The 13,074-nt window shown below is 65.3% G+C and carries 12 protein-coding genes; 3 read left to right on the forward strand and 9 right to left on the reverse strand.

Going from position 1 to position 13,074, the window contains the following annotated elements; translation table 11 throughout:
* Window positions 1–30 precede the first annotated feature (30 nt).
* Both WBB14_RS12180 and WBB14_RS12185 read right to left on the reverse strand, forming a co-directional pair.
* A complete protein-coding gene (locus WBB14_RS12180) occupies window positions 31–1,113 on the reverse strand; it encodes a type VI secretion system accessory protein TagJ (protein WP_424240043.1) in 1,083 nt (360 codons plus the stop codon).
* 14 nt (window positions 1,114–1,127) lie between these two features.
* The gene (locus WBB14_RS12185; protein ID WP_424240044.1) at window positions 1,128–2,066 is read right to left on the reverse strand and encodes a TagK domain-containing protein; all 939 of its coding nucleotides are present in this window, start codon (window positions 2,064–2,066) and stop codon (window positions 1,128–1,130) included.
* A 331-nt stretch (window positions 2,067–2,397) separates the two neighbouring features.
* Between WBB14_RS12185 and WBB14_RS12190 the strand changes: the two genes are divergently transcribed.
* Window positions 2,398–3,093 carry a response regulator gene (locus WBB14_RS12190; protein WP_424240045.1) on the forward strand — a complete coding sequence of 232 codons (696 nt, stop codon included), beginning with the start codon at window positions 2,398–2,400 and terminating at the stop codon, window positions 3,091–3,093.
* Here the strand turns inward: WBB14_RS12190 and WBB14_RS12195 are convergent.
* Complete coding sequence (locus WBB14_RS12195; protein WP_424240046.1) at window positions 3,090–3,401, reverse strand: winged helix-turn-helix transcriptional regulator; 312 nt, start codon at window positions 3,399–3,401, stop codon at window positions 3,090–3,092. The genes WBB14_RS12190 and WBB14_RS12195 overlap by 4 nt on opposite strands.
* 104 nt (window positions 3,402–3,505) lie before the next feature.
* On the opposite strand from WBB14_RS12195, the gene WBB14_RS12200 reads away from it, so the two are divergent.
* On the forward strand, window positions 3,506–4,210 hold the full coding sequence (locus WBB14_RS12200; protein WP_424240047.1) for a glutathione S-transferase family protein: 705 nt from the start codon (window positions 3,506–3,508) through the stop codon (window positions 4,208–4,210).
* An 88-nt stretch (window positions 4,211–4,298) separates the two neighbouring features.
* Here the strand turns inward: WBB14_RS12200 and WBB14_RS12205 are convergent, their stop codons facing one another.
* On the reverse strand, window positions 4,299–6,662 hold the full coding sequence (locus tag WBB14_RS12205; protein ID WP_424240056.1) for a mechanosensitive ion channel domain-containing protein: 2,364 nt from the start codon (window positions 6,660–6,662) through the stop codon (window positions 4,299–4,301).
* Window positions 6,663–6,889: 227 nt separating this feature from the next.
* Here WBB14_RS12205 and WBB14_RS12210 point away from each other — a divergent pair, with 227 nt between their 5' ends.
* Window positions 6,890–7,123, forward strand: coding sequence for a hypothetical protein (locus WBB14_RS12210; protein ID WP_424240048.1), 234 nt, complete (start codon window positions 6,890–6,892; stop codon window positions 7,121–7,123).
* Window positions 7,124–7,126: 3 nt separating this feature from the next.
* Here WBB14_RS12210 and WBB14_RS12215 read toward each other — a convergent pair whose 3' ends face one another.
* The 5 genes from WBB14_RS12215 to WBB14_RS12235 all read right to left on the reverse strand — a co-directional run.
* The gene (locus WBB14_RS12215; protein WP_424240049.1) at window positions 7,127–8,095 is read right to left on the reverse strand and encodes a Csu type fimbrial protein; all 969 of its coding nucleotides are present in this window, start codon (window positions 8,093–8,095) and stop codon (window positions 7,127–7,129) included.
* Complete coding sequence (locus WBB14_RS12220) at window positions 8,092–10,371, reverse strand: fimbria/pilus outer membrane usher protein (RefSeq protein ID WP_424240050.1); 2,280 nt, start codon at window positions 10,369–10,371, stop codon at window positions 8,092–8,094. Before WBB14_RS12220 ends, WBB14_RS12215 begins: the two co-directional genes overlap by 4 nt.
* Before the next feature lie 32 nt (window positions 10,372–10,403).
* On the reverse strand, window positions 10,404–11,132 hold the full coding sequence (locus WBB14_RS12225) for a fimbrial biogenesis chaperone (protein ID WP_424240051.1): 729 nt from the start codon (window positions 11,130–11,132) through the stop codon (window positions 10,404–10,406).
* Window positions 11,133–11,144: 12 nt separating this feature from the next.
* On the reverse strand, window positions 11,145–11,666 hold the full coding sequence (locus WBB14_RS12230) for a Csu type fimbrial protein (protein WP_424240052.1): 522 nt from the start codon (window positions 11,664–11,666) through the stop codon (window positions 11,145–11,147).
* 269 nt (window positions 11,667–11,935) lie between these two features.
* Window positions 11,936–13,074, reverse strand: a 1,139-nt coding sequence (locus WBB14_RS12235; protein WP_424240053.1) for a thioredoxin family protein, incomplete at its 5' end; no start/stop codon positions are given.

Here is a 13,074-nt window from a genome sequence, read left to right on the forward strand (position 1 = left end):
ATCCAGCCGGCGCGGGCTCATAGAGATATGTCACGCGCCGCCCCGGCCCCCCTTCCTGAACCAATCGCGAGCCTTCCCAAAGCAGGGTATGCGAAGTCGTATCGTCCTGATCCACGCGCCGTCGGCCGACAAGCCGGCCCGCGGCGTCGTAGACACCCCCGAACCCGCATACTGGTCTTCTCCGCCTCGCACGATCCCAGCATTGTCGCGTTGGCATTGCGTCTTGGCGCACACGGCTATGTGACCAAACGAGCCCCCGACGAGATCATCCTCCGCGCACTGCGAAGGGTTCAGGCTGGCGGCCGCTACATCGATCCGGCCCTGCAGCACTTGCTGCCCGACCGCCTGGCGCCCATCGCATCGAACGAAGCTCACGGCGACTACTCGGAGTCTCGGTTCCAGGCCTTCCCTCCCGCTCGCGCGTACATACTTGACGCGATAGCCAACGCCCGGCGTTCCGGTCGGATAGGTGTTGAGAACCGTCAGATCGCGCAATGTGACGCTGCACGGCCGCCATACCAGGTCCAGTGCCGCGGTTACGGGAGGAAAGGACAATGAGGCAATGCGGGAAAACGGAATCCAGCGATAGCCGCCGGAGAACATGAGCTCGCACATCGGACCCAGACGGGAATCGCTGTCGCTGATCCAGCCAAAGGTCGGGCCGGGGTTGGCGTGTCCAGGTTCGTCCGGCGCCAGGTCGAGCGCCTGCGTTCTAAGCATGTCCGTCTGCCGTGGATCTTCCGCCCGCATGGCTTCGGCCGCCTGGATCAACAGGCTGGCCCAGCGGGGCGGTTGGTCCAGCCAACCGGGTTGCTTGCGGCCTTCCATGACTTCCGCGCGATAGCTCTCCGCGCGCAGGAGTTCGCGTAGCATTTGGGCTTCGCGGAGATGCCGGGTATCGAGACTGGCCCAGATCTGCAACTGCGTGAGCGCTCGTTCCCACTCTCCCTCGAGGCATAGCAGTTGGAACAGCATCCAGCGCAAGCTGACCTGTGCTGGATTTTTCCGCACCTGGATAACGGTATCTTCGATCGTGTGTGCAAGCGTGTGTCCGTCAAGCAGATGGCGCAGCGAGTCACGTGGTTCGGTGGTTTGCTCTTCGGTGTGTGGCATGAGTGGAAGGCCGCCTATTGCGTGGGTTCTGAAAGGTCTTGCTCGAAGTAGCTGTCGATCGACAGGTCATGGTGCTCGCGGCGGGAGAGCGCCGCCAGCGCCCTGGCGCCAGCCGGCTCGCCGGCCTTGCCGGCGAGTAGCCGCAGGACATCTTCATGAGGCGCTTCAGCGAAGAATTCGCTGGCCTCGAATTCGTTCATGCCCAGGAGGATCGCGTTGATGTCGGTGACCTCGGATAGCAGACCTTCCAACAGCATGCGTGTGCCGCTGCCAGGCGATGCCGCATCAAACGGATCCGGCGGAGGGGGGAGCGCGCTTTGCGGGCCGCTGGCTGTCGCCGTGTGTATGGCGCGCGCTCCTTGATGGGTGCCCAGAATCGCCTGGTCAAACTCGGCGGCGAGCGCCTGAAACGGGTCCTGCTGCGCGCGCGGCGCGGCATCCGGGATCGCAAGCCCGCGATTGTGCGGGCGCTCTTCGGGGGCGAGCATTCCGCCCTCCGTTAAAGGGTCGTCAAGCGCACGCAGCGCTTCGAGTGCGGCCGCTTCGTCCGGAGCGTCGCTCCCGGGTAGCTTTCCCGCCCACGCGTCCCACTGTTGGGTAGAGTCGGACTGCACCACCAATAGCTGCGTGAGCCCGACGGTCACCTGGTCCCGGTCCGCCAGCATCCAACGTTCGCCCGGCCGCATTTCGGCGCCATTGACCCGGCACGAAAGCGTCAGGCAACAATTCTTGATCCAGGCGCGACGGCCGTCGTCGACGCCGAATACCGCATGGTCCGTGGAGGTGTTCTCGCTTTCCTCATACGGGCGGAGGCGGGCGCTTTGCGTTTGCAGGCACAAGGGCTGCGCCTGCAAAGCGTGGATATGCATGGATGGCTGTGGATACCCGGCATGTGCGGCCAGCGATATTCCCCAGGCAATGGGTTCGGATCGATCTGTGGCGACGGCTGTCATGCCATGAGGCTCCCGGTGAGGTTGGTGTATCCGGGGCGAAAGAGGGAAATCCGGAGACTGACCCGGAGGGATGATATCGGCGCGTTCGACCGCATAGCCATCAGCGTTGTCTGAGGCGGCGGGAAAATTCTGCGGCCTATTTGCCGCTACCTTTCCGCTTGCGAAATCATCTGTTGCCGATCAATGGCTGTCTCTCGGGGAGCGCCCGGCTTTTGTGGGATTTTTCGTAAGGACCCTACGGATTTCTCTGATATGTACTAGATGATGCGGCGGGGCCGGGTACTACATTGGTGATATTTTCAGACGAAAAAGCTGTCTAGCGGGGTGACGCATGAAGATATCTCTCATCCTCGCCGACGATCATCCTGCGTTGATCACAGGCGTTACGTATCAACTCGCCGAGTTCCACACGATCTCCATAGTGGGAACAGCCAGAAATTCAACCGAGATCTTTGATTTGCTGGCGCAGTCGCAATGCGACATCCTGGTCACTGACTACATAATGCCTGGAGGGGAATTTGGCGATGGCATGACCATGCTGTCGTTTCTGCGTAGACGCTATCCGGATCTCAAGATCATCGTGTTCACAACCATCGAGAACGGAGGGATAGTGGCAGAGATGGTCAAGGTTGGGGTTCGTGCGGTTCTGAGCAAGGTCGACGCTATTGGACACCTCATTTCGGCGATCCACGCGGTGCACGCTGATGCGACCTATTTTTCTCCGAAGCTTCGCGCTGCCCTGAATGACCGCCCGGCTGCGCAAACCGAGCCCGTCCCGCGGTTGACGCGCCGCGAGACGGAGGTGGTGCGGCTATATGTGTCTGGCGTGTCGATCAACGAGATCGCCGAGCAGTTCAAGCGCAGCAAGCAGACCATCAGTTCGCAGAAGGCCAGCGCCATGCGAAAGCTGGGCGTAGACCGCGATGTGGAGCTTTTCCGGTTCGCTTACGAGATGGGGCTGTTGGCGGAAGGGGGCAGCCCGGCGCCGGAGAACGGCGCGGTGGCCTTGGCGGCGATGCCCGGCTAGGGGAAAAGGCCTTCCCGCCAATCACCCAACGCGTCCAGCAGCGGCACGAGTGCTTTTCCCGCAGGCGTCAGGTCATACTCCACGCGCCGCGGATAGCCGTCGAAATCGGTCCGCTGGACGATGCCGGCCAATCCCAGCTTGCGCAGTTCGAGCGTCAGCATCCGATGCGAGATGGTCGGATTGTCGCGGCGCAGGTCGCTGAAGCGCTTGGTGCCGTCCTTGAGGTAGTAGATCAGCAGCGTCGGCCATCTGCCGCTCAGTATCTGCATGACTTCTTCGATGGGGCAGCGCGAAACCAAGTCTTTCATGGGAGAGTCGTGGTGACAAAAATGTGCGTAATTTACTTAGGCTATCAGATCCGTAGAATTCGATCCGCTGCGCAGCTTAACCCTCATCTACGGAGAAAATCATCTTGGAACCCATACTGGTTTATGGCTTTCCGCTGGGAAGTTCAATGGGATTGGTCGCTGCGCTGGAGTGGCTGGGACAACCGTATCGCTTGTGCCGCGTGGACATGCTTGGGGAAATGCGGCTGCCTTCTTATGCGCGAATCAATGCGCGCCACGAGACCCCCGCATTCGTCAGCGAGCGGGGCGCTGTTTTTACGGAGACCATGGCGATTGCGCGGTGGATCGAGAACCGGGACAGCGAACGCAGGATCAGTTTCGATCCTCTTTCGCCCGAGTCCGATCGCATGCACCAGTTCATGGCCTTCCTGAACACCGGCTTCACCGCGGCCTTCACTCCGCATTGGGTCGCCCTGGAAATGGACCCGCCCGATCCGGCATTGCAGCAAACGCTGCGGGCCTGGGGTGCACAACGCGTCATCGAGCGCCATGACAAGATCGAGGCGATGTTGGGCGACACGCTGTTCGTGATGGGCGATCGTCCGACGCTGGCCGACGCCGTGCTGGTCGGCGTGGCGCGCTGGCTGGATTTCCATGAGGTCGCGGCTCGATCGCGTTGGCCCAAGCTGGCGGCGTTGCGGCAGCGCCTGGAAAGCGACCCCGCGGTGAGATATGCCGTCGCGTTGGAAGATGGCGCAAGCCCCGTCTACTCGGGGCTCTGCAAGGGGCATGTGCCGCTGGAGACCGTGATCGCGACCTACGGGAAGTAGACGGATAGACCGGCGGCTCGCAAAAGCGAGGCGGCAGCCTGCCGCTGCCAGCCTCGCGCAATGCGCTTCCCATGTCCGGCGCGTGTCGCTATGTCCGCGGCGCTTCGCCTTCCTCGCGCGCCTCCAGCTCGTTGCCCAGCACTTCGGTCGAATCCTCGCCGCGCGGCGCGGGTTCCAGCGGGCGCCGGGTGTGCCCGGCCGCGCGGGCGTTCTCGCCTTCGTCGGGACGCTCGGGCTGCATGACCACATTGGCTGGCGGCGCGTATCCCCGCTTGTCCTGGCCGAAGTACAGCACCGTGTGCGGATAGGGCAGCTCGATGCCGGCGGCGTCGAAATGTTTCTTCAGGAGCCGGTTGTAGCCGCGCTGCACGGCCCACTGCATGCCTGGCGTGGTCTTGATCAGGATCCGGATGGTCACGCCCTTTTCGTTGACCGCGGTGACCCCGGCGACCGTGATGTCTTCCAGGATCTCGGGCCCCAGCACCGTGTCGGTCATCAGCTCGGCGAAGGCGGCGCGCAGATGCAAGATGGCGTCGTCCACGCTTTCGCGATGCGCGATGGTGTATTCGCCCAGGTGGTATGAGAAGTCGCGCATGTGGTTGGTCACGACGTCGACGGATGAGAACGGAACCAGGTGATAGCCGCCGTCCAGCGTGCGTATGCCGACCGAGCGTATCGTCATCTTCTCGACTGTGCCGAACACGCCCGCGACCTGCACCACGTCGTTCTCGTTCATGCCGTTTTCAAGCTGGATGAAGATCCCCGTGATGATGTCCTGGACCAGCTTCTGCGCGCCGAAGCCGATGGCCAGGCCGACCACGCCGGCGCCGGCAATCAGCGGTCCGACATCGATGCCGATCTGCGACAGCAGCACCATCAGCGTCATCGTCACGATGACGATCAGCGCGGCGTTGCGGAACAGCGCCAGCAGCGTGCGCTCGCGGGCGCTGGGCATGCCGCGTCCCTCGCTCTGGCTGAGACGGTGTTCGATGATGCTGGCGATCACGGTCCAGGCCAGGGCCGCGATCAGCAGCACGATGGCGATGTTCACGGTCATCCTGATGGCCGCGCCTCCGGAATCCGAGGCCAGCCACCGCGACAGGTCGAAGGCGCGCCACGCGTCCAGGACCAGCAGCACCAGGACGATGCGGATGATGAGGCCGACCAGTTTCAAGGTGGCCGGCACATAGGCGTTGACGCGCGCCTCCAGCAGCGGCAGGCGCTTGCGCAGGTCGTCCGGCAACCTGATGGGCTTGGCCAGCACGGCGTTCAGCAGCAGGATCAGCAGGCTGCCCACGCCGATCACCAGCAGGGTCTGCGCGGTGGCGCGGGCCATGAAGGGCAACGCGTTGGTCGGATCCACCTGGCTGACTACCAGCAGGATGGTGAAGTAGCCTATGCCCAGCACATGCCACACGCGCGCCAGGATGTGCAGTCGCGAGCCCATGAACGTGGTCGCGCCGGCCGCGCGCCGGTCCAGATGCTCGCGCACCGACTGGCGGTTGCGCCATATGACGCGCACGGCGTAGACGTAGACTGCCAGCATGATCAGCAGATTGGCCAACCGGCCCAGCGCAGGCGACAGCGAAGCCGACACGACGGGATCGACCAGCAGCGTGCCATAGCCGGCTGCGGTGGCGATGCGTAGCAGCCAGGCATTCCAGTACTTGGCGTTGTCGTCGGTCATGGGCAGCAGGCGCAGGTGCGGATGCTTTACCGCAAACACCGTGCGGATCAGCACCTTGACGATTTCCACCGACACGAAGGCCCGCAGGAACACGGCCGCCAGCGAGTCCAGCGAGCCGCGGCCGGGCGTGCCCCACAGGGCCGCGGCGCCGCCCGCCATGGCGGCGAGCAGCACCACGCCTGCGTCGATGGCCAGCGCGCCCACGATGGCGCCCGCGCGCCGGGACAGCACGCGCATGGAGGCCGGCGCGCCGCGCCTGGGAGGCGCTTCGGGATGATGGCGCTGTTCGGCGACCCAGCGGTCGATGCGGCCATAGACGTACATGGCGATCATCCGCAGCAGGATGAAGGCGAGGATGGTGGCGGCGGCGGCCAGCGCGAGAGGCTTCAAGGCATGGCCCGCGGCGTCGCTGTCCATCCGCAGGCTGTCGCCCGAGGCCAGCGCGCGCATGTCTTCGACGCCCTGTCCCATGTCGGTCGCGAGACCGGTCAGGAAGCGCTGGACGTTGTCGGCCATGCGCTCCTGCAGGCCGGGTTCGGCGGGCTGTGCGGGCGCCGCGGCGGTACCAGGGGAGCGGGAGGTAGCGGGCTTCGCGCCGGCCGCCTGCGTCCGCAACTCGTCGACCAACGCCTTGCGCGCTTCGGGATTTTCCAACAGGTCGGCCAGCGCGGCCGGGGTCAGGGCGGAGGACGAAGCCGCCGTTGCTTGCGGTTGCAGCAGCCCGGCGGCCTGGGCTTGCCAGGATAAGGACAGGCAACACAGCATCGCCGCCAGCAGCAGGGCCGCCAACCATGGCCTCTCGTATCGGCGCCGCCAGCGGGGGGCGGCTTGGATGCGGGGCGGGAAAGGAATCGATGCTGTCGTTGCGGATCCAACCACTAGAGAATCTCCTGTGCGATCTTGCCAAAAAAAGGGGGCGGGCCGAGCCATGCTTAAGAAAATCCGCGCGTCGCCGTTACTGCAAGTGGCTCAACTCTGGTCTGGAGCTTTTCATGGCGTCCAAGTTTTTCTTCCCGGCGTTGGGACTATTGCTTGCGGGCAGCGTCGGCCTGGCGGCTCACCAGGCAAAGTCCGCGCCTCTTGCGCCGATGCTGGTGCGCTTTACGGTCCCCAGCCTTTGCACGGTCAGTCCAGGTCCGGCCCGTCCGGCGGTGCGCTGCTCCCAAGGAACGCCCTGGCACGCGCAACGCGCGATGGGCGAGCAGCACTGGACGGTGGTGTTCTGACCATCAGAATTCAATGGTGGCGGTCACCACGTCGCTGTATTGCCCGGGACGCGGCGCTGCTTGCGCGGGCACCCGTCCATAGACCTGCACCTGCTGGATGTTGCCGGTCCCCGTGCCCGTGACGAATGCGGTGCCCGCGGTGCCGTCCCCCCAGGGAACCGTGCGGTCCGCCGACGTGTGCAGGTCATACCTTACCAGCCGCGTGCCTGTGGCGTCTCGCAGGTAGCGTTGGCTCACGGTGCCGTTCTGGCCCCCGTTCAAGCGTATCCGGTAGGCATCGTTGTTGGTGCAGCGCACCGCCAGCGTCGTATTGGCCAGGCGGGCAGAGCGAAAGTCCGCCATGGACCCGAAGTTCAACGGGGCGGCGGAGATGGTGCAGTTGTTGGTCACATTGGCGCGCACAGTGAAGTTGTAGCTGCCACGGGAGGTCAGCGACGCGCACGCGGGCCGGACCAGGATGGAGAATCCATAGTTGAAGGTCGCCACGCCGGGGAAGGTTTCCGAGTAGGCGGTGGTGGCGTTGTTGGCCGTCGGCACCGTGTATTGGCCTGGCAGGATCTGCCCGGTGATGGGCTGGTTGACGCTGGCCTGGCTTCCCAGCAGGGGCTGGGTCAGGTCGACGACGACGGGCGTCGAGCCGTTGGCGGCCGAACCCCACAACGGACTCATGGACGTGTTGGGCGCCAGCCGGTACTGCAGGCGATTGGCTCCATTGGCCATCTGCCGCGGGTCTTGCACGGTCGAGCCGCTGCCGATGCCCAGGTTCACGCACACCCGGGCATAGCCTCCTGTGAGCAGTCCCCAAGTGCAGGTCACTGTCAGCGTGCCGGTCTGTGTCACCGACGAGCCGAGCACCGGATTGACGTTCGGAAACGCGATGGGGGCCATGGACACGGTGCAGGTCTGCGCCTGCGCGCTGTTTCCCGTCAGCCACAGGGCCGCCAGCAACAACGCGGCAATCAGCTTTTTCATGGCTGCGGCTCCACGCAAGCCACTGGCCCCAGGCGCGGCAGGCCGCCGTCGGCTGGCGCCTGGAAGGCGAACCGCGCAGTGCATGCCAGATCCTGCCCGCGCACGTCCAGATGATTGAGCTTGCCCAGGTTGCGCACGAATGTCTGGCTGCCATAGCCCACCACGCTTTCGGACCCGCTTTCCCTGTGCACGACGCGCGCGCCTACCGGCAGCGGCTTGCCGCCGCCGTCCACCAGGTCGACAGTGGCTGCGGCTTCCCGGGTGATGCCGAACTCCGCCAGCACGCCGGACCGGGACTGCGGCACCACGTCGAGCGCATAGGCCGATACCTGCGCGTTGGGCGGCAGGTCCAGGCCGTCGAGTTCCAGCGTGTTGGTCTGATAGCTGTTCAGGTCCGGCACCACCATATGGCCGTCGGAGCCGGTATGGCCGATGACCCGGTTCTGATGCAGGATGGGCAGGCCGGGCTCGCCGGTCGAAACCAGCGCGAAGCCGTCGTCGATGCGCCGGGAGGCCTGCGCCACGCCATCCATGAACACTACGGCGCCATTGACGTCGAGTTCTCCCGTGGTGCGTCCGTCGTAGCGCTGCGCGCCCAGTGTGATCTCGCCGTAGCGTCCCAGATAGCGGCCCCAGCCTTGCTCGTACCGGCCCGCCTCGTAGGTGCCGGCTTGCACGCCCCAGCCGAATCCGCCGCCATAGTCGGGGCTGCGGATCGCGCTGGCGTTGGTGTACGCGCCGCCGTCCTGGCGTCCGGCCATGGCATTGAGCGAAACGTCGCCCAGGGTGATGCCCAGGCTGAGGAATGCGCCGCGGCTGTTGCTGTCATTGAAGTCCTGATAGGCGCTCATGGTCAGCGTGGCGCGATTGCCGAGGCGTGTGCTGTAGGCCACCGATCCGATATGGGCGGCCTCGACGCCCGGATAGCGTTGCCCGATATAGCTCAGCGATACGGTCTGCCCGCCGCCCAATGGCACGGCCAGCGTCGCCCTGTCGCTGGCGCGGGGCACAGGGATGCCGTCGTTGCCCGCCAGATCCGCATAATCCGAGATTGCGCGCAGGCTTTGTATGTCGATGGAATAGCGCTCGTCCACATACTGGTAACCCAGGCCGGCCTGCAGGCCCGTGTTCCTGCCCGCGCTGCCGGCCAGGGACGCATTGATGACGCCCGCCATTCCCAGTTTCGCCAGCATGCCGGCGCCCGCGTTGTACAGGCCGGCGCTTGCTTCGCCGTGGGCTTCCACGGTCAGTGCGTTCGAGACGCCGTATTGCCACGTGCCGCTGAAGGCCGGATCGTCCTTGTAGTCGAACGAGCGCCAGCCGTAGGCGCGGCGCAGAAAGCCTGCTTCGACCGAATAACTGGACATGCCTTGCGCCAGCAGCCGCGTGTCGATGTAGATGGGAACCGACTGCGACACTGGCCTGCCCAGGGCGTCGCGCGTGATGAGATTCGCCTGTCCGTAGCCCGTGATGCCGGCAACGTTGTCCACCACGAAAGGGCCGCTGGGGACATTGCCGGAATAGCGCCGGATATTGTTGATGTAGACATCGACTGCGGACGGCACCACGGCGCTGCCGGCGAAATCCGGCATGGGAAATGTGACCAGGTCGGGCCGCAGTGAGAAATTGCGCCGCCATTGCAGGCCGCCCATGCGTATCGAGCGCGACCAGGCCAGCGATCCGGAAATGGTGTCGCCCACCTGGGTGGCGGTCAGCGTGGCCGGATCGGAGCGGGCCCAACTGGAGTCGAAGCGGACATAGCGCCGCAGGTCGCGATACAGATAGGCCGTACCCGTATTGCTGAAGACCCCGTGCTTGTCGAAATAGCGTTGTTCGCTCCAGAGCGCCAGCGGGTTCTCGCGGTCGGTGCGGGCATAAAGATCGTAATTGATGAGCAGGCCCCGATCTGCCGTTGCGGCGGCAACTGGGGGCAGGCCCCGCGCATCGATGCGGTTCGGGATGCGATAGCGGACCGGCATGTCAAGATCGACGTCTTGCGCGGCTGCGTCGTAGCGGTACTTCAGGCCCGGAATCCGCTCCAGGGGAACGCGTGCCTCGTCCGATATGCCCAGGGCCCGGGTATCGATCCCCATCCCCCGCAAGTCCGCGCCGCGCGCCGACAGGCGGCCATGCTCGTCCTCGAAGCGGGCGATTTGATGGCTGGGCTGGCCGCCGAAGCTGACGTTCAGATAGACGTCGATGGCCGCCTGCCCCATGGCCGCCGCAGGGGCGGGCTGCGCCCGCACGCCGCAATGAACGGCTGCGACGGCGAGCATCAGTGTCAGCTGTGCAGCGCGCGCGCAATGTGTCACTTCCCGTTATCGGCTTGCACGTCGGCCTGGACGGGAACGCTGTTCACCCGCGCATCGACCGTGATCGCCCCGTGCATGGCGGGTTGGAAGGGCAGGGGCCACTGCCGCGCGCTGGCGCCCAGGACATAGCCGAGCAAGCCGTCCCGCAGGCTGTGGCGCTTGCCGTTGAAGACCAGCGCCACATCGCTGAGCTGCGCGCGGTGCGCGCCGCTGTTGTCGACCCGCAAGGCCCAATCGCGGCCGTCGCGCACCAGGGACCAGGTCAGGTGCCGCTGTGCCGGACTCTGCGGCACAGCTCCCACGAACACCGGCACGGAGTAGCGCAGCCGCACCTGCACGCCCGTTGCGCGCAACGGGTCGGGCGGCGCGATTTCGTCGATGATCAGGCGGTACGACGCCTCGCCGGGGCGCTTGGCGGCCTCGGGCTGCAAGAGACGGACGACTTGCGTGCCGCCCGGAGCGATCTGGATCATGGGCGGACTGGCCACCAGGGCCGATGTCTCCTGCAGCACATCCTCGGTCGTGGTCTGGCGCCAGGCATAGACGCGGACCTGGCCATAGATGGGCTCGGCGCCTTCGTTACGCAAGGTCATGCTCGTTGCGCGCTCCGCGCCGTCCATGTTCAGGATCACCGGCGAGATCTGCAGGCTGGCGGCATGCGCATGCAGCGCCATGCCGAAGAGACAGGCTCCCGCCGCCTGGCGAACGATCCCAAGCGTCGTCATGTCGATCCGGGGTCAGAAGTAGACGGTGGCCGTGACCGTCGATTGATAGGTATCCGGCGTGGGGGCGGCCTGCGGCGGAACCCGGCCGTAGACGGTCAACGCCTGGGCCGTGCCAGTGCCGGTGCCGCCCACGGTGTCCGTGCCCTGCGTGTTGCCCCACACCGTCGTGCGGCCGGCGTTCTGGTAGAGCTGGTAGCCCACATTGGTGCCGGTGTTGCCCGGGGCCGTACCCGCAAGCAGGCGGTTCGCAACCGTCGACCCGGTGGCGGTCCCGGCATCCAGGCCTACGTTGTAGGGGGTGGTATTCGTGCAGGTGACCCTGAGCGTCGTTTCCTGGTTTACCGGCGCGCTCAGGAGGCCGGTGGACGGAAACACCAGCGGATCGGCGGCGATCGTGCAATTCGCCTGCACGGTCAGGGACACATTGAAAGTCGCCGTCGAACTCCCGTTCTCATACACCTGAGCCAGGGTTGCGCCGGGCAGGGAAAAGCCGATAGTCGCAGACAGAATCGCAGCAGAACCGATGGCCTTCATGCTCGCTCTCCTCCAAGTCGTGGCTGGAATGACCTTAGCGGAGGGCGTGGCGCAATTTATTTCGCATTATTTCCAACTTGTTCGGTTGCTGACTCAGAAGCGGATTTTTCGCGCCCGCTCACTTCGGTTTGTGTGGTTGCTGGGACATCGCGGATCTTTGTCCTGTTCTCCGCCTAAAACTGAAAGGAAATGACACAACTTCGAAAGAGGCGGCCCTGCCCTTGTATGCCGCCTTGGGCGATGACCGCGTTCCGATAGTGCCGATCTGCCTAGCCGAAAGTAAAGGCATAAGCCTCGGCGCCTGGCTCCAGGAATTCAATCTGGAAGACACGGTCCCGGTCCGGCGTCTGCTGCCGGATGAGCTGATAGAGCTTCTGCCGGTCGATCACGCCTTCCCCCTGTTCGTTGACGTCTGTCCCGTGGTCGGCCAGTGGCGGCCTGCCATCCAGCGTGACGCGAAAGCGCACCGGCCGGCCGTCGGCGGATGGGCCTAGCACCAGGTGCAGATCGCGCGCGCGAAAGCGCTGGATGATGCGGCCGTTGTTTCCGGCGGCCACTGCGCGCTCCGGCTCCAGCCGCCATGGCCCGGCCAGCGTCCACTGGTTGGCGCCCAGTTCGGCGGCGGCGACATAGCTCGTGTCCCGGTCCTGCCTGATCCGGGTGCCGCCCGGCGCATAGCTGGTGGCCTTGCCGTAACCGAGGTAGCTCTCGCCCGAATGCAGCGTGGACCACTGCGGGGGCGCTTCCACGCCGCGAGCCGGGGGCAGGGCGACGCCGGTGTCGGGCAGCGTCCGGCCCGCTTCCGCAAGCAGACGCTGGATCATGCGCTCAGTCTGCTCGTAATCGTGTTCGCCCGCGACGGTGTACCGCAGGCGGCCCTGGCCATCGAGCAGATAGAAGGCGGGCCAGGACTGATTGCGGAACGCGCGCCATATCAGGAACCCGTTGTCCTGGGCTACAGGGTATTGGATGCCCAGGTCCTCGACCGCGCGGCGCACGTTGGCGGCGTTTTTCTCGAAGGCAAATTCGGGCGCATGCACGCCTATCACTTCCAGCCCCGCATCCTTGTACTTATCGTGCCAGGTCTTCAGATAGGGCAGCGTGCGCAAGCAGTTGATGCAGGAGTAGGTCCAGAAGTCGACCAGCACGATTTTGCCGTCGAGATCGGCAGCGCTGAGCGGAAGCGAATTCAGCCAGCCGTTGGCGCCAGGCAGCGACGCGAGCGGGCCGCTTGCGCGCGGCGACGCTTGGGCAGCTTCGCTCGGACGCACCTGCTCGACCAATTGCTGCTCCAGCCGCGCGGCGCCCGGCGCGGAGGCGCTGGAGAGGAGCGCCGGGTTCCAGCCCAGCGCCGGCAGGGCAACGCCGGCCAATACGGCAGCGCCGGCCAGCCGGCGCAAACCCTGGG

The sequence above is a fragment of the Achromobacter sp. genome, from assembly GCF_049647645.1.
Lineage (GTDB): Bacteria > Pseudomonadota > Gammaproteobacteria > Burkholderiales > Burkholderiaceae_B > Achromobacter.

What these genes read in the sequence shown, in the direction of transcription:
- WBB14_RS12180 (WP_424240043.1), bottom strand. Translation starts at nt 1,113, where the DNA reads ATGCCACACACCGAAGAGCAAACCACCGAACCACGTGACTCGCTGCGC.
- WBB14_RS12185 (WP_424240044.1), bottom strand. Translation starts at nt 2,066, where the DNA reads ATGACAGCCGTCGCCACAGATCGATCCGAACCCATTGCCTGGGGAATA.
- WBB14_RS12190 (WP_424240045.1), top strand. Translation starts at nt 2,398, where the DNA reads ATGAAGATATCTCTCATCCTCGCCGACGATCATCCTGCGTTGATCACA.
- WBB14_RS12195 (WP_424240046.1), bottom strand. Translation starts at nt 3,401, where the DNA reads ATGAAAGACTTGGTTTCGCGCTGCCCCATCGAAGAAGTCATGCAGATA.
- WBB14_RS12205 (WP_424240056.1), bottom strand. Translation starts at nt 6,662, where the DNA reads ATGCTGTGTTGCCTGTCCTTATCCTGGCAAGCCCAGGCCGCCGGGCTG.
- WBB14_RS12210 (WP_424240048.1), top strand. Translation starts at nt 6,890, where the DNA reads ATGGCGTCCAAGTTTTTCTTCCCGGCGTTGGGACTATTGCTTGCGGGC.
- WBB14_RS12215 (WP_424240049.1), bottom strand. Translation starts at nt 8,095, where the DNA reads ATGAAAAAGCTGATTGCCGCGTTGTTGCTGGCGGCCCTGTGGCTGACG.
- WBB14_RS12220 (WP_424240050.1), bottom strand. Translation starts at nt 10,371, where the DNA reads ATGCTCGCCGTCGCAGCCGTTCATTGCGGCGTGCGGGCGCAGCCCGCC.
- WBB14_RS12225 (WP_424240051.1), bottom strand. Translation starts at nt 11,132, where the DNA reads ATGACGACGCTTGGGATCGTTCGCCAGGCGGCGGGAGCCTGTCTCTTC.
- WBB14_RS12230 (WP_424240052.1), bottom strand. Translation starts at nt 11,666, where the DNA reads ATGAAGGCCATCGGTTCTGCTGCGATTCTGTCTGCGACTATCGGCTTT.